General features: G+C 33.0%; 16 protein-coding genes. 11 read left to right on the top strand and 5 right to left on the bottom strand.

Annotated elements, in window-relative coordinates:
- Nucleotides 1–152 precede the first annotated feature (152 nt).
- The 5 genes from EV143_RS08405 (at nucleotide 153) to EV143_RS08385 (ending at nucleotide 7,901) form a co-directional block, all read left to right on the top strand.
- Nucleotides 153–1,130 (top strand): pyruvate dehydrogenase complex E1 component subunit beta, encoded by a 978-nt coding sequence (locus tag EV143_RS08405; RefSeq protein ID WP_133507512.1) that lies wholly within the window; start codon nucleotides 153–155, stop codon nucleotides 1,128–1,130.
- 63 nt (nucleotides 1,131–1,193) lie between these two features.
- Nucleotides 1,194–3,698 (top strand): DUF5686 family protein, encoded by a 2,505-nt coding sequence (locus EV143_RS08400; RefSeq protein WP_410503699.1) that lies wholly within the window; start codon nucleotides 1,194–1,196, stop codon nucleotides 3,696–3,698.
- 300 nt (nucleotides 3,699–3,998) lie between these two features.
- Complete coding sequence (locus EV143_RS08395) at nucleotides 3,999–4,598, top strand: DNA-3-methyladenine glycosylase family protein (protein ID WP_133507511.1); 600 nt, start codon at nucleotides 3,999–4,001, stop codon at nucleotides 4,596–4,598.
- Between the two features lie 111 nt (nucleotides 4,599–4,709).
- Nucleotides 4,710–5,240, top strand: a complete 531-nt coding sequence (locus EV143_RS08390) for an inorganic diphosphatase (RefSeq protein ID WP_127337859.1) — start codon at nucleotides 4,710–4,712, stop codon at nucleotides 5,238–5,240.
- Nucleotides 5,241–5,351: 111 nt separating this feature from the next.
- Entirely contained in the window at nucleotides 5,352–7,901 is a 2,550-nt protein-coding gene (locus EV143_RS08385) for a sodium-translocating pyrophosphatase (RefSeq protein WP_133507510.1), read from the top strand.
- A 155-nt stretch (nucleotides 7,902–8,056) separates the two neighbouring features.
- Here EV143_RS08385 and EV143_RS08380 read toward each other — a convergent pair whose 3' ends face one another.
- From EV143_RS08380 to EV143_RS08370, 3 genes are all read right to left on the bottom strand, one after another.
- A complete protein-coding gene (locus EV143_RS08380) occupies nucleotides 8,057–8,359 on the bottom strand; it encodes a hypothetical protein (protein WP_133507509.1) in 303 nt (100 codons plus the stop codon).
- A gap of 88 nt (nucleotides 8,360–8,447) precedes the next feature.
- Entirely contained in the window at nucleotides 8,448–9,062 is a 615-nt protein-coding gene (locus EV143_RS08375; protein ID WP_133507508.1) for a deoxynucleoside kinase, read from the bottom strand.
- On the bottom strand, nucleotides 9,062–9,877 hold the full coding sequence (locus EV143_RS08370) for a hypothetical protein (RefSeq protein WP_133507507.1): 816 nt from the start codon (nucleotides 9,875–9,877) through the stop codon (nucleotides 9,062–9,064). The genes EV143_RS08375 and EV143_RS08370 overlap by 1 nt, the downstream gene beginning before the upstream one ends.
- Before the next feature lie 234 nt (nucleotides 9,878–10,111).
- On the opposite strand from EV143_RS08370, the gene EV143_RS08365 reads away from it, so the two are divergent.
- From EV143_RS08365 to EV143_RS08355, 3 genes are all read left to right on the top strand, one after another.
- Nucleotides 10,112–11,017, top strand: a complete 906-nt coding sequence (locus EV143_RS08365; RefSeq protein WP_133507506.1) for a GLPGLI family protein — start codon at nucleotides 10,112–10,114, stop codon at nucleotides 11,015–11,017.
- 75 nt (nucleotides 11,018–11,092) lie between these two features.
- On the top strand, nucleotides 11,093–13,780 hold the full coding sequence (locus tag EV143_RS08360) for a carboxypeptidase-like regulatory domain-containing protein (protein WP_133507505.1): 2,688 nt from the start codon (nucleotides 11,093–11,095) through the stop codon (nucleotides 13,778–13,780).
- Nucleotides 13,781–13,875: 95 nt separating this feature from the next.
- A complete protein-coding gene (locus EV143_RS08355) occupies nucleotides 13,876–16,110 on the top strand; it encodes a hypothetical protein (protein WP_133507504.1) in 2,235 nt (744 codons plus the stop codon).
- A gap of 60 nt (nucleotides 16,111–16,170) precedes the next feature.
- Here EV143_RS08355 and EV143_RS08350 read toward each other — a convergent pair whose 3' ends face one another.
- Both EV143_RS08350 and metK read right to left on the bottom strand, forming a co-directional pair.
- The gene (locus EV143_RS08350; protein WP_133507503.1) at nucleotides 16,171–17,949 is read right to left on the bottom strand and encodes a DUF4153 domain-containing protein; all 1,779 of its coding nucleotides are present in this window, start codon (nucleotides 17,947–17,949) and stop codon (nucleotides 16,171–16,173) included.
- 158 nt (nucleotides 17,950–18,107) lie between these two features.
- On the bottom strand, nucleotides 18,108–19,358 hold the full coding sequence (metK, locus tag EV143_RS08345; protein WP_133507502.1) for a methionine adenosyltransferase: 1,251 nt from the start codon (nucleotides 19,356–19,358) through the stop codon (nucleotides 18,108–18,110).
- Between the two features lie 867 nt (nucleotides 19,359–20,225).
- Between metK and EV143_RS08340 the strand changes: the two genes are divergently transcribed.
- From EV143_RS08340 to EV143_RS08330, 3 genes are all read left to right on the top strand, one after another.
- On the top strand, nucleotides 20,226–20,411 hold the full coding sequence (locus EV143_RS08340; RefSeq protein WP_133507501.1) for a hypothetical protein: 186 nt from the start codon (nucleotides 20,226–20,228) through the stop codon (nucleotides 20,409–20,411).
- A 77-nt stretch (nucleotides 20,412–20,488) separates the two neighbouring features.
- On the top strand, nucleotides 20,489–21,793 hold the full coding sequence (locus EV143_RS08335; RefSeq protein WP_133507500.1) for an O-acetylhomoserine aminocarboxypropyltransferase/cysteine synthase family protein: 1,305 nt from the start codon (nucleotides 20,489–20,491) through the stop codon (nucleotides 21,791–21,793).
- 90 nt (nucleotides 21,794–21,883) lie between these two features.
- Nucleotides 21,884–22,972, top strand: coding sequence for a homoserine dehydrogenase family protein (locus tag EV143_RS08330; protein ID WP_133507499.1), 1,089 nt, complete (start codon nucleotides 21,884–21,886; stop codon nucleotides 22,970–22,972).
- Nucleotides 22,973–23,594 lie beyond the last annotated feature (622 nt).

Below are 23,594 nucleotides of genomic sequence, written 5' to 3'. Positions count from 1 at the left end.
TTATATCGATTTCGTAAACTGTACAATAAAATTTAAAAAGTTAAAAACCAAATCAGGAAAGAAGTTCATGTGATTTTAAATTCAATTTATGCTTTTAAGTTATTTAAAATATTTATTTTTGCTCTTCAGAAAATTCAACATACAATATAAATATGAGAACAATACAATTTAGAGAGGCCATTTGCGAAGCGATGAGCGAAGAAATGCGTCACGATGAATCCATATATTTAATGGGCGAAGAAGTTGCAGAATACAACGGAGCATACAAAGCTTCAAAAGGAATGCTTGCTGAATTTGGCGAAAAAAGAGTAATCGATACTCCAATTGCTGAGCTTGGTTTTACAGGAATTGCAGTAGGATCAGCTATGAATGGTTGTCGTCCTATTGTAGAGTACATGACATTCAACTTCTGTTTAGTTGGTATTGATCAAATTATAAATAATGCTGCTAAAATGCGTCAAATGACTGGTGGACAATTTAATGTGCCAATCGTTTTTCGTGGACCAACTGCTTCTGCAGGTCAATTAGGAGCAACACACTCACAAGCTTTAGAAAACTGGTTTGCAAATACTCCGGGTCTTAAAGTTGTTGTACCGTCAACTCCTTATGATGCAAAAGGACTTTTGAAATCTGCAATTCGCGATAATGATCCTGTAATTTTTATGGAATCTGAGCAAATGTACGGTGACAAAGGTGAAGTTCCGGACGGAGAATACACAATTCCATTAGGAGTTGCTGATGTTAAACGTGAAGGAAAAGATGTTACAATTGTTTCTTTCGGAAAAATCATCAAAGAAGCTTTTATTGCAGCTGATGAATTAGCTAAAGAAGGAATTTCATGTGAAATTATCGATTTAAGAACAGTACGTCCTATGGATAACGAAGCAATTCTTAAATCTGTTAAAAAAACAAACCGTTTGGTAATTTTAGAAGAAGCCTGGCCATTTGCAAGTATTTCATCTGAAATAACATATATCGTACAAGAACAAGCTTTTGATTTTCTTGATGCGCCAATACAACGTATTACAACTGCAGATACACCTGCGCCTTACTCTCCTGTTTTACTAAAAGACTGGTTGCCAAACGCAGCTGATGTAGTAAAAGCAGTTAAGAAAGTAATGTACAAATAGTAAATTAAACATTCTTATAAAACTTCATCAGTCATATTAATTGATGAAGTTTTTTTTTGCCAGATGATAAAAAAAGTAATTTTACTCAGTCTATTTTTTGTATTTGCGCTCGCAAATATTGCTACTGCACAAACTAAAGTGAGCGGAATTGTTTTGGATAAATCAAATCAGCCAGTTCCATTTGCTAATGTTGTTTTTAAAGGTTCAAATACCGGAATAGTTTCTAACGAAGACGGTCGTTTTTATCTTGAATCGCCAAATACTTATACTGCTTTGCTGGTTACTTCGGCAGGATTTTCAGATAGAGAAGTTCCTTTAGAAAAAGCGGTGAATTACGATTTTAAAATTGTTTTAGGCGAAGCCGAAGCATTAAACGAAGTTGTAATTTTTACTGGAAAAACATCTAAGAAAAATAATCCGGCACTGGATATTTTGAGAAAAATTTGGGAAAGAAAACGTAAAAACGGACTTTACCAATTCAATCAATATCAGATGCAGAAGTACGAAAAAGTCGAATTCGATATGAATACGATTGACAGTGCTTTTATGAAAAATAAACTCTTTAAAGGAATGGAGTTTGTGTTTGATCACGTTGATACATCTGATGTTACCGGAAAAACCTATTTACCAATTTTCATCAACGAATCGGTTTATGATGTTTACGGAGATAATACACTAAAGAAAGTAAAAGAAAACCTTAACGGAAGTAAAACATCTGGATTTAACGGTAATCAACAGATTTTAGCCTTTGTAAAAGATCTTTATTCAGATTATAATATTTACGACAATCACCTTAAATTTTTTGACAAAAGTTTCACAAGCCCGCTTTCAAGAACAGGAATTGATGTTTATAATTATGTCCTGAAAGACAGTGCTTACATCGATAAAAAATGGTGTTATAATATTGTTTTTTATCCGCGACGTAAAAACGAATTGACTTTTAAAGGAGATTTTTGGGTAAATGATACCACTTTTGCCATCAAGAAAATTAATATGGGCGTTACCAAAAGTGCCAATATTAACTGGGTAAAAGATATTTATATCGAACAGGAATTCGAAGTACAAAATGATTCTGTTTTTCTGTTAACGAGAGATTATATGATGTCTGATTTTGCTTTGAATAAAAAAGAAAAATCAAAAGGAGTTTACGGAAAACGAACTACATTATTTAGAAATCATAAATTCAATATTCCAAAACCGGAGAAGTTTTATAAAGAAGAAGTCAATTTTATAGACAACGCTGTTTATGAACGGCCGGATGAATTTTGGGAAGAGAATCGTTTTGAACAACTCAACAAAGACGAGCAGGGGATTTATAAAATGCTCGACACTTTGCAAACCGTCAAAAGATTTAAGCAGCTTTATAGTTTAGTTTCCATTTTAGGAAGTGGTTATGTCGAATTTAAAAACTTCGATTACGGACCCATTTTTTCCACATTTGGGTACAACGAAGTCGAAGGTTTGCGATTAAGAGTTGGAGGAAGAACCTATTTTGGACCAAATGATCCTTGGCGTGTACAAGCTTATACAGCGTATGGTTTTGATGATAATAAATTCAAATACGGAGTATCAGGAAAATGGATGCTTGATAAGCAAAAACGCCTTATTATCTCTGGAGGAAACAGGCGCGACATCGAACAAATTGGAGCCAGTTTAACAACAACAAACGATATTTTAGGACGAAGTTTTGCTTCATCTGCCTTGTTTACAACAGGAAGCAACGGAAAACTGACCAACATTAACCTGAGCAACGTTTCTGTAGAAATGGAGCCAATTAAAAACTTTGTGGTTCAGGCCGGTATTTCATATAGAACATTAGCATCAGCATCACCAACGTTTAGCTTAGATTATTATACGACTTTGCCAACGCCAGAAAATCCTGCAGGTGTTATTGCAAGCGAAGTAAAACAGTTTGAAGCCAATGTTCAGTTCGAGATTATGCCAAAACGTAAAACAATCGGTTTTGGTGTAGAACGCGATCTTGTTGATAGTCCGTTCAGTCATTTCTTTGTTAATTTCAGTTATGGAATTAAAGGCGTGATGCAAAGTGATTTTGCTTACGAAAAAATACAATTATTCTATAAGCAGCCTATTATTATAGGACCTTTAGGAAGATCTAATATTATTTTGGAAACCGGAAAAACCTTTGGTACAATTCCGTTAGGATTGATGAGTGTAATTCCAGGAAACCAGACTTATTTTACGATTGAGAATACGTTTAGTAACTTAAATTTCTACGAATTCATAACAGATCAATATACCACTTTGCAATGGAATCATGATTTTGGAGGAAGGTTATTTGCCAGAATTCCATTTATGAGAAAACTAAATTGGAGAGAATTTGTTGGTGTAAAAGGAGTTTACGGAACTATTTCAAGTGAAAACAGAGCCATCAATGCTTCTGATCAGGTTTACAATGCACCTGAAAATGTATACTGGGAATACAATGCCGGAATTGGTAATATATTCAAAGTTTTCAGAATCGATTTCTCCTGGAGAGGAAGTTATTTAAACGCTCCGGATGCTAATAAATTTGCAGTAAAAGGATCGTTCGGATTCTATTTCTAATAAGGTTAAAAGTATTGCCACAAAGACGCCAAGCCGCTAAGTTAATTTCTTGCAGCTTGGCGTTTTTCGATATTAATTAAAAGAAGATTGAAGACTTTCACGCAGATTTTGCAGATTTAAACAGATAAACACAGATGTTATTATTGTTTCTGCTCTTGCTATCTATTAAATCACATTTTAATAATTAAAAAAATCTGCTTAAATCTGCAAAATCTGCGTGCAAAAAACTTTGAGCCTCTGCATCTTTGCCAGAATTGATCTCATTTTTCTTAATTTTGAATCAGAATTAAAAGATAAACCATGCAGGAAGCTATCGATTTTCTATCAACCAAAAATCCAATATTTCAGGAAATTATTGAGAAATATGGATTACCACAAATTCCAAAACGTCCACAAGGTTTTGAAACTTTGGTACTATTGATTCTTGAACAGCAAGTCTCTGTAGATTCGGCGAAAGCCACATTCTTAAAAATAAAAGCTTACACAACTTGCGATCCTGAAACGATGGTAATTCTCTCAGATGAAGAATATAGGAGTCTTGGTGTCAGCCGTCAAAAAACAAAATACATTAAAATCTTAGCAGAAGCTGTTTTAAATAAAGATCTAGATATAGAAAGTTTAGCCACAAAATCAGCAAAACAAGTTCGCGAAGAGCTTATTAAATTGAAAGGAATAGGGAATTGGACGATTGATATTTACTTGATGTTTTGTTTACAAGAACCGGATTTAATTCCGCTTGGCGATATTGCTGTCATCAATACCATCAAAGAATTACTTAATATTCACGACAAACAAGAGATGGAAATTTATGCAGAACAATGGAGTCCTTATCGCTCTTATGCCACCTATTTACTCTGGCATTATTACCTAAATAAGCGAAATAGAAAAATTACATATTAACTGTCTGTTATTTAAAAGAAAAGTACGTAGATTATTATAGTTTTTTATTGTGAAAAAAGGATTGTTTGGTTACTTTTGCAGTCGAAATTATAGATATAATAAAAAACGAAAATGACCGCAGACAAACTAACGACTTTCGATGTATTAATCGAAATACCAAGAGGAAGCAGAAATAAATATGAGTACGATTTTGAAATCAAAAGAATGCGTTTCGACAGAATGTTATTCTCTTCGATGATGTACCCTGCTGATTACGGATTTATTCCTGAAACTTTAGCTCTTGACGGTGACCCTCTTGATGTATTGGTTTTAATAAACGAACCAACTTTTCCTGGATGTGTTATCGAAGTAAAACCAATTGGTGTTTTCCATATGGCAGATGACAAAGGACCAGACGAAAAAATTATTTGTGTACCGGTTTCAGATCCAATTTGGAATTCACTAAATGATCTTTCAGATATCAATGCACACTTATTAAAGGAAATCGAACACTTCTTTCAGGTATACAAAGATCTTGAAAACAAACAAGTAGATGTAGAAGGATGGGGAGACGTAAACGAAGCTTTCGCAATTATTGCAGAGTGTACTAAACGTTTTAACGATATTGAGAACAAACCAGAAGGATTATTTAGTATTAAATAATTTTTGCCTTCATATTTTATAAAAAAAGCAATACTCCGTTAGGAGTATTGCTTTTTTGTTTAAATTCGTTTAGTTAGTTTATTGACTATTAACCAAAACCATTAAAATATTATGAATGCATTTATGATTTACTTGCCAATTGTTATGGCAATTGTAGGATTACTTTTCATGGCAATAAAAAGAACATGGGTTTTAAAACAAGATGCCGGTGATGGCAAGATGAAAGAGATTTCGGATTACATTTACGAGGGGGCTCTCGCCTTCTTGAAAGCAGAATACCGATTACTGACTTTTTTCGTAATTGCTGCCAGTATAGTTTTAGCCGGAATTTCTTATATTGTTCCAACCACACATATTTTAATCGTAGTAGCATTTATTTTTGGCGCATTTTTTTCAGCTTTGGCTGGAAATATGGGAATGAAAATTGCCACTAAAACAAATGTTAGAACTACACAAGCAGCGCGCACAAGTTTGCCACAAGCCTTAAAAGTTTCTTTTGGAGGCGGAACTGTAATGGGTTTAGGTGTTGCAGGCTTAGCTGTTTTAGGCTTAACAGGATTTTTTATTGTTTTCTTTCAGATATTTATGAATGGAGTCTGGACTTCATCTGAAGATATGACCAAAGTTTTAGAGACTTTAGCCGGGTTTTCGCTTGGTGCGGAATCAATTGCTTTGTTTGCCAGAGTTGGTGGTGGAATTTACACAAAAGCTGCCGATGTTGGTGCAGATTTAGTGGGTAAAGTCGAAGCAGGAATTCCGGAAGATGATCCTCGTAATCCGGCAACAATTGCAGATAACGTAGGAGATAATGTTGGAGACGTTGCAGGAATGGGAGCTGATTTATTTGGTTCGTATGTAGCAACAGTTTTGGCTGCAATGGTTTTAGGAAACTACGTAATCAAAGATATGGGCGGAAACATTCAGGATGCTTTTGGCGGAATTGGTCCAATTTTATTACCAATGGCAATTGCCGGTTTTGGAATTCTATTTTCAATTATCGGAACGACTTTGGTAAAAATATCAGATGATAACGCGAAAGAAGCACAAGTACAAAAAGCATTAAATATAGGAAACTGGGTTTCGATTGTTTTAACTGCAATTGCCTGTTTCTTTTTAGTACAATATATGTTGCCTGAAACGATGCAAATGAGCTTTTTCGGCGAAGGTTCTAAAGATATTTCATCAATGCGTGTTTTCTACGCAACTTTAGTTGGATTGGTTGTTGGTGGTGCTATTTCATCAGTAACGGAATATTATACAGGATTAGGTACAAAACCCGTAATGGCAATTGTACAAAAATCATCAACAGGAGCAGGAACAAATGTAATTGCAGGTTTAGCAACAGGAATGATTTCTACATTTCCAACCGTATTATTATTTGCTGCCGCAATCTGGATTTCATATGCGTTAGCAGGATTTTATGGAGTTGCTTTAGCTGCTTCAGCAATGATGGCGACAACAGCAATGCAATTGGCAATTGATGCTTTCGGACCAATCTCTGATAACGCCGGAGGAATTGCAGAAATGAGTGAATTACCAAAAGAAGTAAGAACAAGAACTGACATTTTAGATTCAGTAGGAAATACAACGGCAGCAACCGGAAAAGGTTTTGCAATTGCTTCTGCGGCCTTAACTTCATTAGCATTATTTGCAGCGTATGTAACTTTTACCGGAATCGACGGAATCAATATTTTTAAAGCGCCGGTTTTAGCCATGTTATTTGTGGGAGGAATGATTCCTGTAGTTTTCTCGGCTTTGGCCATGAATTCTGTTGGAAAAGCCGCTATGGATATGGTGTACGAAGTTCGTCGTCAATTCAAAGAAATTCCTGGAATTATGGAAGGAACCGGAAAACCGGAATACGGAAAATGTGTTGAAATTTCTACAAAAGCCGCTTTACGCGAAATGATGCTTCCGGGAATTTTAACTATTGGTTTCCCAATTGCAATTGTATTATTAGGGAAATTAGTTTACGGTCATAACAATCAATTAATTGCTGAAATGTTAGGCGGATATATGGCAGGAGTTACCGTTTCAGGCGTGCTTTGGGCTGTTTTTCAAAACAATGCCGGAGGAGCTTGGGATAATGCTAAAAAATCTTTTGAAGCAGGAGTTTTAATCAACGGAGAAATGACGTACAAAGGTTCAGATGCGCATAAAGCTGCTGTAACCGGAGATACAGTTGGAGATCCGTTTAAAGATACTTCAGGACCATCAATGAATATTTTAATCAAACTAACTTGTTTAATCGGATTGGTGATTGCGCCAATTTTAGGAGAAGGACATTCATCTTCACTTATTTCTGAAAAAAGTTCCTGTTGTGCTAAAACTGAAATGCATGCCGGCATGAATTCTAAATGTGGCGATTTATCAGCAATGACCAAAGAAGAATGCATTCAAATGTGCAAAGAAAAAGGTTGTACAGCCGAAGAAACTGCAAAATGTCTGGCTCATTATGATGCAAACGGAAAATATGCGCATCAAAAAACAGATTGTTTCGATACGACTAAATACGATAAAAACCGTGTTGAGGTTAATTTAGCAACAACGAATGGTGTTACCGTAGGAACTGTAACCAAAACCGAAAATGGAAAAACAACGACAGAAGTTTACGAAGGAAGCGAAGCAGAAGTAAAAGCAAAAATTGAAGCTGCGAAGTAATTTTAGCTATTCTTGGATATAATATCCTAACAGGTTTGCAAAACCTGTTAGGTATTAATATGGATATGAAAATTAGAAAATAAAAAAAAATAAAAATGCCTCTAAAATAATAGAGGCATTTTTTATGGATTTAAGTAAGCTGTTAATTCCTAATACTAACCCTTCATTGTTGATCCTATTACCATACGCATTGCTATAAAATATAACAGTAAGAGCGTTAAAAACACACCTAAAATAGAAGAAATGATTAAATTAATTAAAGCTGTTTTTCTAATTTCTGTTTTTCTACTTATGTAAAACAAATAATATTGAATCATTAAATAAATAAGTATTGGTATCCAAAAATAAGCCTCAAACGCTTTCTTAGCAAATATTGAGAAAGATAAATAAATTGCTAAAGTTAATGATACAAGGCTTATTAAAAATATTTTTGGTTTGGTAATAGTTTTAAAAATCATGGTTTATTATTGATTTAAAATAAAAAAAGTCCATTATAATCTGGACTTTTTGAATTATTTTTTTGAATGAAAATTGAAATCTGTGTTTCTAAAACAACCCATTCAATTCAGCATCAATTCTATTAATGATGTTACCTAAATCCTCCGGATTATCAACGAAATTGATATTGTCAACATCAATAATCAATAATTTCCCTTTGCTGTAAGTCTGAACCCAAGCTTCGTATCTTTCGTTCAAACGGCTCAAATAATCGATAGAAATTGAGTTTTCATACTCGCGTCCGCGTTTGTGAATCTGACCTACTAAATTCGGAATAGAACTTCTTAAATAAATTAATAAATCTGGAGCTTTCACCAAAGATTCCATCAATTCAAAAAGAGAAGTATAATTTTCGAAATCACGGCTTGTCATTAATCCCATAGAATATAAATTGGGAGCAAAAATATAAGCATCTTCATAAATCGTTCTGTCCTGAACAATTTTTTTTCCGCTTTCGCGAATTTGCAAAACCTGACGAAAACGACTGTTCAGGAAATAAATCTGTAAATTAAACGACCAACGTTCCATTTGGTGGTAGAAATCATCTAAATACGGATTATCTACTACATCTTCATAATGAGGCTCCCATTTAAAATGTTTGGCTAATAATTTAGTTAAAGTAGTCTTTCCTGCGCCTATATTTCCTGCTATTGCTATGTGCATTACGGTGTTACGATTTTATAATTTGTGATTTCCTTGGTTGTAAAAATAGATAAAATTTGGTCTTTGTAGCAGAAATTGTCAAAGGTTTTTTGTAAAATTTCAATTTCAGAAATTGTAGTTGAGTTTGTGTCAGTAATGTCTTTAAAATACAGCAAATTATCCTTGCTAAAAATATATTGATGCGCGTTAATAATTTCGATTCTGTCAAAATCAGAAACTTTTCCCAGCGAAGTTGTTTTTCCGAAAATATCACAAGAGAACCAATTATTCTTTTTATCAATCCAATAAAAAGTATTAAAATCGGTTTGATAATATTTAATCGTTTCTGTTAATGGCGTAGAAACCGTTTTGTATTCATTTTTTAAATAATCAAAAAGGCCTATTTGCTGGTTCAAAGCATTATAAACCCATAACTGGTTTTGAGTTGACATTCCAATCGCATCTACCACAATTGGAATTGCATTTTGAGAAAAATTAATCTCTGTAATTTTATTTAACTGATTGTCCAGTAACAAAACAGTGTTGAAATCGTCATAATACAATACGATTTTAAGCGGATTTTGAAGATCGACTTTAGTAATGTTTCCTAATGAAATGCTTTTGTATTCAAAGGCCTCATTTCCTTTGGTTTTAGTAAAGACATTATTTTTAATTTGATACGAATATCCAAAAGAATCATAACCTAAAAATGTATCAACATCAAGGTTAAAATGAGAAAGAGAAGTTCCGCTTATTTTTTGATTTTGTGCAAAAACAGCTGAAAAAGAACAGGCGATGAAAAACAAGAAGAATATTTTGCGCACTGTTTTACTCATTAGATTGGGTTTTTCTGATGAGCCAAATTACAAAAAACTAAGTTAGGAATGATTCAATTTGCCTATTTAGAGCGATTTTGTAGTTTAAAAGAGTGTAAACTGCAATAGTCTAATTTATTAGCAATTTTGTCTATAGCTTATCGGTATTGATATATTTAACTTTCAGGATTTTAAAATTAATAATACATTTGAGTGTAAGTTTATAAGACTTACTTTATTTAAAAAACTATCTAAATGAAAAAACTATCATATTATTTGCTTTTAATGCTTGCTTTTACTCAGGCACAAGCACAAAAAGATTTTCAGGGAATGGCCGTTTACGAGTCAAAAACCCAAGCGCCAAAATTGGAAGGAATGCGAGGAAACCGTGATATCACGCCCGAAATGCAGAAAAACATGGAAGAGCGCATGAAAAAAATGCTCGAAAAAACCTTTATTCTGAATTTTGATAAATCGGCTTCGATTTATAAAGAAGAAGAAAAATTAGAAACTCCCGGACAGCAAGGCGGCGGAATGCGTGTCATGATGAATTCTTTCATGGGCGGCGGCGGAACTTTTTATAAAGATGTAAAAAGCAAATCGTATACAGTAGATAAAGAATTTATGGGAAAAGAGTTTCTGGTTGTAGATTCTCTGCCAAAATTAAACTGGAAACTAGAACAGGAAACCAAACAAATTGGAGGTTACACTTGTTATAAAGCAACTGCTGTAAAAGAAGCCAGCAAAACTGATTTTAGAAATTTCAGACCTAAAAACAACGACGATAAAAAACCCGAAGACAAAAAGGATGAAGCCAAAAAAACTTCGGGGGATACAAAAACCAACTTTGAAGATAATTTTGAAATGCCAAAAGAAGTTGCCATAATAGCCTGGTATACGCCAGAAATTCCGGTAAATCAAGGGCCGGAGAATTATTGGGGATTACCAGGTTTAATTTTAGAGGTAAACGACGGTAGAACAACTATTTTATGTTCGAAAATTGTTATGAATACCAAAGAAAAAGTCGAGATAAAACCATCTAAAAAAGGAAAAGTAATTTCTCAAAAAGAGTACGACGAAACCGTAATTAAAAAAATGGAAGAATTTAGAGAAATGAATCGTGGTCGCGCCGGTGGACCGCCGCCAATGATGGGAAGATAAAACTTTTTAAATTTCAAATTCCAAATTCCAAATTCCAATTTTCTATCTCCGGGTCCAAATTCCAAAATTTTTATAATGAACAAAATACTTTGTTTCGTAGCCTTTTTATTGACTTCTGTTTCCTTTTCTCAAAGTGTACGTTTTGATGGATTTATTCAGGACGAACAAAAAAATCCGTTAGAGATGGCCAATATTATGGCCGTCAATAATGCCACAAAAGCAATGGATTCTTATGGAATTACCAATGATAAAGGAAGGTTTCAACTGACTTTAAAACCGAATACGGCATATACCGTTAAAGTAAGTTATCTGGGAATGAAATCGAAAGAGATTTCTATTGCAACTCAAAGCGCAAATATCATACAGAATATTATTATGGATGATGCCGGAATCGAACTTGACGGAGTTGAAATTGTTCGTGAAATGCCTGTTTCGATAAGCGGCGATACGATTGTTTACAATGCAGATTCTTTTAAATCCGGAACAGAGAAGAAACTGGAAGATGTTCTAAAGAAATTACCAGGAGTTGAGGTAAATGCCGATGGAGAAATTGAAGTAGAAGGTAAAAAAGTAAGCAAATTAATGGTCGAAGGAAAAGACTTTTTTGATGGCGACACCAAATTGGGCGTTAAAAATATTCCGGCTGATGCTATTGATAAAATTCAGGTACTAAGAAATTATAATGAAGTCAGTGCTTTAAAAGGTCTTGAAAATGATCAGGATAATGTGGCCATGAATATTAAGCTGAAAGAAGGAAAAAAGAACTTTTGGTTTGGCGACATGACCGCAGGAATTGGGGTTGGTGAACTTGACAGCCGATATATTATTAATCCGAAATTATTTTATTACAGTCCCGAATACAGCATCAATGTCATTACCAATTTTAATAATATTGGCGAATTGCCGCTTACGGCGCAGGATTATTTTAAGTTTACCGGAGGTTTTAAAAACATGATGAAAAAGGGCGGAAGCAATTTTAATGTTTCGTCGAACGATTTGGGAATTTCAATTTTGAGAAACAACCGAGCCAAAGAAATTGAAACAAAATTTGGAGCTACAAATTTCGCTTACTCGCCTACAAAAAACTGGAATATCAGTGGTTTCGGAATTCTTTCTACATCAAAAACAGATCTCGAAACCAAATCGCAGACGACAATTCTGGATTCTGGCGATCAACAAAAACGAGATGAATTAACACATCAAAAAAATAATCTGGGTCTTTTTAAGTTGAGTTCAAGTTATAAGCCAAACACAAAACTTCAGTTTGATTATGACATCTTAACGAAATTATCCAAACAAAATGAAGATACAGATTTGCTTCGTGAATCTGTGGTAAAAGATAGTTCTGCTACAGAAACTATTTTTACTACTAAAAAGCAAAATCCAACATCAATAAATCAAAACCTGAGTTTGTATTATACACAAAGCGATAAAAATATTTTTGCTTTTGAAATGCAGCATTTATATCAGGATGAAAACCCGTTTTATAATGCCAATTTACGAACTCAGCCTTTTATTTTATCAGGTTATACTTCCGGGCAACAAAGAAATGATTTAAATCAGGATCGTTTTGTAAAAACAAATAAAGTTGATGCCAAATTAGATTATTACTATATGGTAACGCCAAAAAGCAATATCAATATCACGTTAGGAAATACCTATTCGCATCAGGATTTTAATTCGCATATTTTTCAAATGCTGGATAATGGGGACAGAAATGATTTAAGCGATCCGAAAAATAACAATCAGGTAAAATATAATTTTAATGATGTTTTTCTGGGATTCCACTATAAAATACTAACAGGCAAATTTACATTAACGCCTGGTTTTAGCGTGCATTCGTACACCATGACAAACGTACAATCAGGAACTGATTATTCACAGAGTTTCGCCAAAGTATTACCTGATTTTTTTGCTTTATATCAAATCAAAAAAGCAGAAACGCTGACGTATAATTTTGCGTTGTCCAATGATTTTACAGATGTTAATCAATTGGCTTCAGGATATGTTTTGTCGGATTACAGCAGTTTGTTTAGAGGAGATCGTTCGTTAGAAAATGCCACTTCACAAGTGCATACATTGCGTTATTTCAAATACAATATGTTCAATTTCGAAAATATTTTTGCGAATGCCGTTTACACAAAAAAAGTGGACGCCATTAAAACCAGTGCCAAATTTACCGGAATTAATCAGGAGTCAAACCCTTATAATTCTAATCTGGCTGATGAAACTTTTTCAGGAATGGGAAATTACGGGCGATCTTTTTTAAAGAATTATAAAGCCTCCGCGAATGCAAGTTTGAATTGGTCGAAATTCAATAATATTCAAAATAATGAATTAGCGACTACAGAAAGTTTTACTCAAAGTTATACCGTAAAAGCGTCGACTAACTATAAAAATATGCCGAATCTGGAATTAGGTTACAACGCTTTAATTAACAAATATAGCGGTTCAACTTATTATACAGACAAACCTTTTGCAAGAATAGATTATTACTTTTTAAATAGTTTTTCGTTTGTATCAGAATATGAATTTTACCATTATTACAATACTAGCAAATCTGTAGATAATGAATATGATTTTTTAAGTGCCAGCTTAATTTATCAAAAGAAAGACAGTAAATGGGAGTACAAAGTTTCCGCCACAAACTTATTAAACACTAAATATCTTAATGACGACAGTTTTTCGCAGTTTTCTACAAGAGTTTCTCAATATACCGTGCAGCCGCGTTACATTATATTTTCGATGAAATATAATTTATAGTATATATTAAGTATCTATTTTGAATTGTAAGGCACCTGACTTCGATAATAATCGAATATCTTTACGTTTAATATTAACAAGTCAAAATTTATATTATGCGCAATTATATATGGAGTTTCTTATTGTTTTTTTGTGTAGTATCTACCTTATTTTCTCAAACAAAAACATTAGAAAAAGGAACTTATATTACCACCAATAAAGGTCAGAAAATCAAATTAAATTTATTAGAAAACAATAAATACGAATTGGTTTTTTATTCTGGTGAATATAAAATCAAAGGCGATTCACTTCTATTTTCTCAAACTGAAAAAGCAGGAAATTCATTTAATCTTAGTTTTAAAAACGATAAGAAAGCTCAAAAAATTAAAATTAAATTTTTAGAACCTTCTATCTATTCTTTTTATATCGGAACACAAAATGGTTCTGAGCCGGTACAATACCAAAAACTTACTGATATAAAAACCAAAGTCGATCCCGATTGGATCAATATAGATGTTGATTTTGAAATCGAACGTGCCGATTATTTGTATGTAGTATATGAAGGATATGAAACGGAAAGTAAAATTTCTAAATATGCTCTGCCAAAAGATATTTCAGAAATTACGATTAAATATGAACTTGATGCTTTAGGCGATTTAAATCTGGCCGGTTTTTTTGATAAAAAGACCAATGAGCTAAAAATTGCTGAACAGGGAGGAAAAAATCCGTTAGTATTTTTAAATGCAAAAGATACTCCGCCCGCAGTTCCCCCAAGCGTTACGCCACTCGAAAATAAAAGTGTCTTAAACTGGACCTATCCGGGAAAAGATGCTTTAGTTAACGAAGATTTTGGAGTAGAGGTAACTGTCGACACTGCTACCACGGATTATGCTGCATCTAAATATGATTTTAAATTTAAAGTAGAAAATAATTTAAAAGCTGCTATTGCGGCGACCAAAACAGCTAAAAGTAAATTTTTAATAGTTTACGCCGACAGTAAAAATCCTGCTGCAAAGGCTGATTTTGATGCAGTCCTAAAAGATCTTGAAACACAGGTTGGATACTATATGTATGATGCTTACAATGCTCAATATGATGTTTTTAATTATTATCTGGCTACAGCCGATGATAAAAAATGGCTTGAAGCCAATAAAATTTCTGATGGTCCGGCTTTATTAGTAGTAAACGGAGAAGGTGATGTTTTAGCAACTGCAAAATCGAATTTATTAGAGAAAAAATCAGAATTAAGCTATTACGATGAGTTTGCAAAAAAGCTGCAAAGAGCAAATGCTTTTTATGCTTTTGATAAAATAGCAAAAAATAAAAAAGCAACAGATGCTGATATCGTTTCTGCTTTTTATAAAGCTTCGATACTTGATATACCTTATGAATATGAAACTGATGCAGTTGCTGTAACAGAAGAGGTAAATCCGAAAGATTTTAAAATTGCAAAAATTACTTTAGATAAAAAAGAAGTTGCCCAAACCTGGAAAAAATTGATCGAAGCACATCAAAAAGACACAAAGCCAAACAGAGAGTTGGTAGAAGCAATTTTGAGAGAAATAAAAAACGCAGGTTTTACGAAGCAGTTTTTTAATGAAGAGCGCGTTTTTAATGATACCGATTTCTTATCAATTGATTATCTATTAAAACATTACGATGCCATCGAAAAAATGAACATTGAAGATGAAAACGGAAACGCATTAACGTTATTAAAAGGAAGTTTAAGTTTTGAGATTTCATCTGCTTTACAACAAAATAGCTACGTAGCGCAAGAAGGCGTTGCAGGAAAAGCAAATCAAAATAAAATAATTGCGATCTACAAAAAGTTGATTGCAAGCGGTAAAGGAAATTTTGATTCTTATAAAACTTATTTTGATTATTTGAATGTAGACAGCGAAAATAGTGTTGATGATATTACTTTCTTAAAAGAGTTTAAAACGTATTTTAATACCTATTTATCAACCGAAAAAGGAAATGCCATTGAAAGATTAGATCAAATGTTTGCGTCTTTAGATACAGAATCTGATTACTCATATAACGGATGGAATTCTTTTAAAGAATACCATTCTAATCTGGCCAATACAGCAGCGTGGGCAACGGTATTAAAGCCTGCAAATAGCAGTTTTATAAAAGATGCCATTACTTGGTCTGAATACAGCTTAATGGTAACTAAAAACAATCCGTATTATTTAGATACATTGGCGCAGTTGTATTATAAAGACGGTCAAAAAGATAAAGCCATTGCAACTCAGGAATTAGCAGTAAAGTTTTTAACTGCTGAAGTTGACGAACAAACCGCTATGGAAATACGCGAAATGCTAAGCAAAATGCAAAACGGAACCTATTAGAATTTACAATTTATATAAAAACAAACCCGACAAAATTTTAAATCTTGTCGGGTTCTTTTTTTATTTTTTGATGCCTACCATAATTTCGATCTGGTAATTTTTAGGAATCTTTTTCTTGTTTTTGATTGTACCATAAGCACTTATATAACTTAACAAAATAGTGTATTTTGAATTCTCAATTCTTTGTTCAATTTTTTTGTCTGATTCAGAATATTCATTTCCAGTTTTAAATTTTGAATTGGAATTGATAAAATCATTTATTTTTAATGGAATAATATCCTGGTTGATTTGTAAATCCTGACCATAATCTGTAGGTTTTGATTTTATAGCATAAGCTGTATTATCAATATTTACAGTGGCGTCAAAACTATTATTCTGAGATAGAGTGAATATTAAATCATAGCCATGAATATTGGTTATTGTGTTGTCATCATTTTTATAGAAATAATAATTAAAAGAATCGTTTGCATCATCTTTTCGGTCATATTCAGATCGATATTGAAAACCTAAAGTTTCTATAATTTGAGTTGAACCTGGATCTTTATCTTTTTTGTAAAGTGCATCTAATTTTTTATTCGCGTATGGAAGCATAACTTCAAACCCATAATTTCTATCAAGAAAATAAACAATACTGCTTAATTCCTGCTCTTCTTCAAAGGTTAGTTTTTTACCATCGGCTTTTTGCAAATAAGATTCAAAACGTGATAACTGACTGTATTTTGAAACAGCATCAGCACTTTGCGGACCAACTATAGATAACAATCCGGCAAGGCACATACTGATAGGAATGAATTTTATTTTTGGATGTTTCTGAATTAGAAAATAAGCCACTACAACCGCCAGCCAAACCGATAATAATAAAACATAATAACGTTCGTGCGTAAACCCGTAAAGATTGATTCGGTATAAAATTGCCCAAAATAATAATAGCAATAACGGAATTAATAAAAAGTAAAACCAGCGATTAAAGGTTCGCATCCACAAATTTCCGTTTTCGTTTGCAATAGGGTGAACCAATAAAAAAGAAAGAATTCCGGTAATCGCAAATGCCAAAACAAGATAAGAAACCCAGCCGACAGGCAATGAAAGCGTGATAAGAATTTTTGCTTCATAACAAATCAAAATCACTAAATAGAGACTTATTAATGGCAATAAAACATATTGCGTAAAATTTTTAAGTCCTTTTGGATAATTTAAACGTAACGGAACTTCTTCATTATTAATTTCAGGAACGCCACTTAAAAAGAAAATAGTATTAAAGATTCCTGCAATCGTGAAAAAGATATACATATAAATGTTATCGTAAAAGTCAAAATTAAATAGTTTTTCGACAGCCAAAACCGCCAAAGCTAATCCGCAATACAAAACTCCACTATATAAACAAGCCGTTAAAATTCTTAGAAAAAGCTGCTTGTTAAACTCCCAAAATTCTTCCTGATTGTAAACTTTTGGAAGAAAACCTGCAAACGAAACTAATAAGTGCAAAGCAACATTGAGAACAAAAAACTGCTGAAATTCTGTTTGTGTTATTTTTTCTCTAAAACTAAAGATAAATGCAACAACTAACGATCCGAGAATTAAACTTGTAATAAAACGTAAGATTTTCTTTTTGTTCGAACTAATAAAAAACAAACTAACAGAAAGAAAAAGAACAAGACACAGAGAAGAACTCATTAATGCTTTTTGATAAAACTCTTTATTAGGATTGCTATAATGTATTTCGTTAAGAGTAACAGCGAAAATGGTTCCGCAAATTGCAGTTATAATTTCTAACGGAAATCGAAGAATGGTATTTTTTGTAGCATTCAGGACGTTTTGTAACGAAGGAAGTTTACTCATTTTTTGGTCAGTTATTTTGTACTAAGAAAAACAATTGCAACCAAATAACCAAATAAAAACCCCGAACTCTAAAAGAATAGATTTCGGGGTAATTATAAGTAAGATTAAAAAGAAATTGACTCTGAGATCTAAGAATTAATAATCGTATGAATCAATAATTATAAGTTAAATGCAGCTTTTACTTTGTCTACAAAATCAAGTTTCTCCCAAGTAAATAACTCAACAGTAACTGTTTTTTCGTGTCCGCCCGGAGCGTGGAAAGTTTTTGTTACAACTTCTGGCGTACGTCCCATGTGTCCGTAAGCAGCAGTTTCACTATAAATTGGGTTTCTTAATTTTAAACGTTGCTCAATAAAGTAAGGACGCATATCAAACAATTCCTCTACTTTTTTAGCGATTTCACCGTTAGTCAGGTTTACTTTTGAAGTTCCGTAAGTATCAATAAAAATACCCATTGGTTTAGCAACTCCAATTGCATAAGAAACCTGAACTAAGATTTCGTCAGCAACACCAGCAGCAACTAAGTTTTTAGCGATATGACGTGTAGCATACGCAGCACTTCTGTCTACTTTACTAGGATCTTTTCCAGAGAATGCACCACCACCGTGAGCACCTTTTCCACCGTAAGTATCAACAATAATTTTTCTTCCAGTTAAACCAGTATCTCCGTGAGGTCCTCCAATAACGAATTTTCCTGTTGGGTTAATATGGTAGTTGATTGTATCGTTGAATAAATGTGCGTGAGCCGGATTTTTAGCAATGATTCTTGGAATCAAAATTTCAACAATATCTTTTTTGATTTTAGCCAACATTGTAGCTTCTTCATCAAAATCATCGTGTTGAGTAGAAATTACAATTGCATCAATACGAGTTGGTTTATTATCGTCGCTGTATTCTAAAGTTACCTGAGATTTAGCATCTGGACGTAAATAAGTAATCTCTTTATTTTCACGTCTTAAAATAGCTAACTCTTGTAATAATTTATGAGATAAATCAAGTGCCAATGGCATGTAGTTTTCAGTTTCGTTAGTTGCGTAACCAAACATCATTCCCTGATCTCCTGCACCTTGCTCTTCTGGCTTAGCTCTGTCAACACCTTGATTAATATCTGCAGACTGTTCGTGAATAGCTGAAAGAATTCCACAAGAATTCGCTTCAAACATATATTCACTTTTAGTATATCCAATTTTACGGATTACCTCACGAGCAATTTGTTGAACATCAAGATAGGTATTCGATTTTACTTCACCAGCCAAAATAACCTGACCAGTTGTAACTAAAGTTTCGCATGCTACTTTTGAGTTAGCATCAAATGCCAAAAAGTTATCAATTAATGCATCCGAAATTTGATCTGCAACTTTGTCTGGATGTCCTTCACTAACAGATTCTGACGTAAATAAATAAGCCATAATAATTTATTAAATTAAAATTAAGCGAGGAAAATAATTGCTGAAAAAGGCTAAAGGAGAGTTTCTGCTTTAGCATTTTTTACTACTGAAATTAATTTTTCAGTATTCATAACGAACCGTTTCATTATGAAGAGGTTGCAATCAGTTCAAATTTTTCCTCTGTATTCGCGTGCAAAGGTATAAAACCATTTTGATTTGCAAATTAAACTTTAACTTTTTTTAATTTTATAGCGAGAAATTTAACATAATATACTATTTTGATAGGGTAATAGAAATTATTTCAATTTTTGTTTGGCCAATTAAAAAATAGTTTGCAAATTTGCTGCATCAAAATAAAAGAAAAAATGAAATTAACAGTTTGCAATATGTCTTGTATGATGCCGGAATCTTCCGCAGAGACACTATTGTAGTTTTTTTAAACACCTATATATAGAACCTCTGCAAGTCGCAGGGGTTTTTTTTATGCCAAAAAAACAACGACATTTTAAAATAAATAAACAGTAACGCTTTAATTTTTTTATTGTTTAATCTGTCGCTAAGTATTTAAAAGAAAAATAATTAAAAAATAATTTCCAGTATTTATAAGGCTAATGAAGTCTTTCAATGTTAAATGTCATTTTTGGATTTGGTAGTTAAAAAAATACTAATTATATTTACCCTATCTAATTAGTCGAATTTAAAAAATAAAGTAATATGAAAACAGTAGTAAATAAAATGATGGTGTGTTGTATGATGCAAATGTGCATCCCAAATTTGCTATTGCCAAAAGTGAAAGAGTAATCTTTGTTATAGAGTTAAAAACTATAAAACCCTTTTGGTAGCCATCCGGAAGGGTTTTTTTAGTTTCAACATTTTAAATTTTAAATCATGAACACATTAGATATAAATACAATCGCATTTCAGTACTTATTGAGAACAGATTCTCAAAAAAGCAATAATAAATCTGAAGAACTAACAAGTGATATTATAGAGTATAATCCAGAACAATATATAGGTCAAAAATCTTTATTGGCTCAAATATACAGTCTGGAAGAAGAAGACCTTTATGTCTAAACAATATCAATTTTAATTTCAAAAATCAATTTCAATCACAATATATAGTATTAACAATACCTAAAAACTAAGAAATCATGAGCACACAAAAATTCGCAACAAATGCATTACACGCAGGGCACGACGTAACCAAAAACGGTGGAACAAGAGCAGTGCCAATTTACCAGACTTCATCGTATGTTTTTAATAATTCAGATCATGCAGCCAAGTTGTTTGGGCTTGTCGAAGCTGGTTTTATTTACACACGATTAAATAATCCAACAAATGATGTTTTAGAACAGCGACTTGCAGCGCTTGAAGGCGGAATAGCAGCCGTTGTAACAGCATCCGGAGCATCGGCAATTGCTACGACATTTTTAAGTTTATTAAAATCCGGCGATCATATCGTAGCTTCAAACAGTTTATACGGAGGAACTTATAATTTATTAAAAGTGACTTTACCTCGTTTAGGCATTACAACCACTTTTGTAGATCCTGCAAAACCGAAAAACTTTACAAAAGCAGCGAAAGAAAACACTAGAGCTTTCTTCGTAGAGTCGTTAGGAAATCCAAAATTAGATGTATTGGATTTGAAAGCGATTTCGGCGGAAGCCAAAAATTTCAAAGTCCCTTTTATTGTAGACAATACCGTTGCAACTCCTTATTTATTAAAACCAATCGAATACGGAGCCAATATTGTCATTCACTCCTTAACCAAATATATTTCAGGAAACGGAACTTCTTTAGGAGGCGTTATTATCGATGCCGGAACTTTTGACTGGTCGAACGGAAAATTTCCTGAGTTTACAGAACCTTCTGCCGGTTATCACGGTTTGATTTATCACGAAGCTTTGGGGGCTGCCGCTTTTATAGCAAAAGCAAGAATTGAAGGACTACGTGATTTTGGTTCCGCATTAAGTCCGTTTAATGCTTTTCAAATCATTCAGGGATTAGAAACATTGCCAATCCGAATCAAGAAACACAGCGAAAATGCTTTGGCTTTAGCCGAATGGTTAGAGCAACAAGATGAGGTTGTTTGGGTAAATTATCCGGGTTTAAAATCAAATAAATATTATGATTTAGCCAAAGAATATCTTCCGGAAGGACAAAGCGGCATTATTACTTTCGGCTTGAAAGGTAGTTTCGAAGCAGCAAAAAAAGTAGTTGATGAAACAAAACTATTTTCGCTCCTGGCCAATATTGGTGATACAAAATCACTAATTATTCATCCGGCAAGCACTACACATCAGCAATTGAACGATGAGGAACAACTGGAAACAGGAGTTTCTAAAGATTTAATCCGACTTTCTGTTGGAATTGAAGACATCGAAGATTTGATTGCCGACTTGAAAACTGTATTTGCAAGCATTACGCAATCACAATACAGTATCAATAAAAATTAGGTTTTTTTGTTTTTTGTTTGAAAAATTGCCTTTAGCAATGTGAGTTTTGCTAGAGGTAATTTTTTATGAATTTCATCTAATATATACATTATGTCAAAGCTTAAAATAAACATTATCCTTTTTGGAATTGGAAATATCGGAAGCACTTTAATCAATCAGATTATCGAAAGTCAGGAATTTTTTCTTCAAAGCAAAAACATCGATTTTCATTTTCCAATCATCACCAATTCTACAGTTGCTTTTTTCGAGAAAGAAGGCGTTGGATATGCATGGGAAACCAATTTCGTGCAATTAGCCGTTCCTTTTAAAGTAGAAGATATTGTCGAATTTGCAAAAGTAAATGAATTTGAAAATTTAATTGCCGTTGATGCTACAGCGAGCGATGAATTGATAGGTCATTATAATACGCTGATTCAAAACGGATTTAATATTGTAGCGGTCAATAAAAAAGCCAATACACTGCCAATCGATCTTTATAAAGAAATACGAGCGAATCTTAAAAAGTATGACAAAGAGTTTCTGTATGAGACTTCGGTAGATACAGGATTTCCTGTTTTGCAAACCCTGAGAGATTTGTATTATTCAGGAGAGAAAATCACTAAAATTCGCGGCGTTTTTTCAGATAACCTGAGCTATGTCTTTAACCGATTTTCTAGTGAAGAAACTACTTTCTCTTCTATTTTAAAAGATGCGAGTTTGTTAGGATTGATGCGCTCTACTTTTAAGGAAGATCTTTCAGGAAATGATACTGCAAAAAAACTGCTGATTCTGACCAGAGAAATTGGAAAAGATTTTGAGCTTTCAGACATAAAAATCAATTCACTTATAAACGAAGAACATTTGGAGAAAAACGGCATCCTTAATAAAGAAGCAGTGGACAGATCGTTTAAGATTGCTAAAATAACGCAGGCAGACAATCATGTATTACGATATATAGGAGAATTTGATATCGCAAAAAACACATTAGAAGTGAAATTGGTTTCAGAGCCGATAACATCAGCTATCGGACAGCTAAAAGGTTCTGACACCATTTTTGAAATCTATACCCAATCGTATGCTGATGTTCCAATCGTAATTCAAAGCGGTTCTGCATGCAAACAGGCAATTTCAAGAGGAATTATAACCGATATTCTGAAAATTGCAGAAAAAATCAAGCATAAAGAGGCAATCTGGGTTTAGACATTATTAAAAACCAGATCGAATTTTAACACTGTTCTTTGATAAACTGATTTGTGGAAATAGTTTTTAGTGCATAAAACTAGTTTTGTAAGTTTTTACTTTGGTTTTTTGAAACAAAAGTTTTGTAAGATGTTTTATATCGTCAAAATGTATTTTTTTGTCGGATTTTCGTATTAATTTATTTATTTTTATTTGTGTATTTAAAATAATATTTGCACATTTGTTAAACCCAAAAGCTACTGAATCAATGAACTTAAAGGTCTATAAAATGTTTTGCGCCATTTCGGTTAAAACCGTTGGGATGCTAATTGCTTAAAATTGTAAGAAAACAATAATTATATATAGCAAAGCCTCCCGATAATTTTTAGGAGGCTTTTTTAATTTTATGAAAATGCAAAAATTAAATATAACAGATAAATCACAAATGAATAAATCCCTACAGATGAACAAGATGTTCTCTGTCGCATTTATTTGCGTGCACGTCTGTTGATACTAAAAGAATATATAAGTTTAAAAACTTAAACCCTTTTGGTATCACGTCCAAAAGGGTTTTTTTATTTCATCATGGCAGCGTTAATAAAACATAAACGAATAATAAAGATAAAAACACAACAAACTAAAA

This window comes from Flavobacterium chryseum, assembly GCF_004362015.1.
GTDB lineage: Bacteria > Bacteroidota > Bacteroidia > Flavobacteriales > Flavobacteriaceae > Flavobacterium.
The sequence above is the reverse complement of the archived record's forward strand: the minus strand, read 5'-3'. Positions and strand labels throughout refer to the sequence as shown.

Bases quoted from the DNA above. Each gene is read 5' to 3' on its own strand.
- EV143_RS08355 (WP_133507504.1), top strand. From the start codon at position 13,876: ATGCGCAATTATATATGGAGTTTCTTATTGTTTTTTTGTGTAGTATCT.
- EV143_RS08360 (WP_133507505.1), top strand. From the start codon at position 11,093: ATGAACAAAATACTTTGTTTCGTAGCCTTTTTATTGACTTCTGTTTCC.
- EV143_RS08365 (WP_133507506.1), top strand. From the start codon at position 10,112: ATGAAAAAACTATCATATTATTTGCTTTTAATGCTTGCTTTTACTCAG.
- EV143_RS08390 (WP_127337859.1), top strand. From the start codon at position 4,710: ATGACCGCAGACAAACTAACGACTTTCGATGTATTAATCGAAATACCA.
- EV143_RS08375 (WP_133507508.1), bottom strand. From the start codon at position 9,062: ATGCACATAGCAATAGCAGGAAATATAGGCGCAGGAAAGACTACTTTA.
- EV143_RS08350 (WP_133507503.1), bottom strand. From the start codon at position 17,949: ATGAGTAAACTTCCTTCGTTACAAAACGTCCTGAATGCTACAAAAAAT.
- metK (WP_133507502.1), bottom strand. From the start codon at position 19,358: ATGGCTTATTTATTTACGTCAGAATCTGTTAGTGAAGGACATCCAGAC.
- EV143_RS08335 (WP_133507500.1), top strand. From the start codon at position 20,489: ATGAGCACACAAAAATTCGCAACAAATGCATTACACGCAGGGCACGAC.
- EV143_RS08370 (WP_133507507.1), bottom strand. From the start codon at position 9,877: ATGAGTAAAACAGTGCGCAAAATATTCTTCTTGTTTTTCATCGCCTGT.
- EV143_RS08330 (WP_133507499.1), top strand. From the start codon at position 21,884: ATGTCAAAGCTTAAAATAAACATTATCCTTTTTGGAATTGGAAATATC.
- EV143_RS08400 (WP_410503699.1), top strand. From the start codon at position 1,194: ATGATAAAAAAAGTAATTTTACTCAGTCTATTTTTTGTATTTGCGCTC.
- EV143_RS08340 (WP_133507501.1), top strand. From the start codon at position 20,226: ATGAACACATTAGATATAAATACAATCGCATTTCAGTACTTATTGAGA.
- EV143_RS08405 (WP_133507512.1), top strand. From the start codon at position 153: ATGAGAACAATACAATTTAGAGAGGCCATTTGCGAAGCGATGAGCGAA.
- EV143_RS08395 (WP_133507511.1), top strand. From the start codon at position 3,999: ATGCAGGAAGCTATCGATTTTCTATCAACCAAAAATCCAATATTTCAG.
- EV143_RS08385 (WP_133507510.1), top strand. From the start codon at position 5,352: ATGAATGCATTTATGATTTACTTGCCAATTGTTATGGCAATTGTAGGA.
- EV143_RS08380 (WP_133507509.1), bottom strand. From the start codon at position 8,359: ATGATTTTTAAAACTATTACCAAACCAAAAATATTTTTAATAAGCCTT.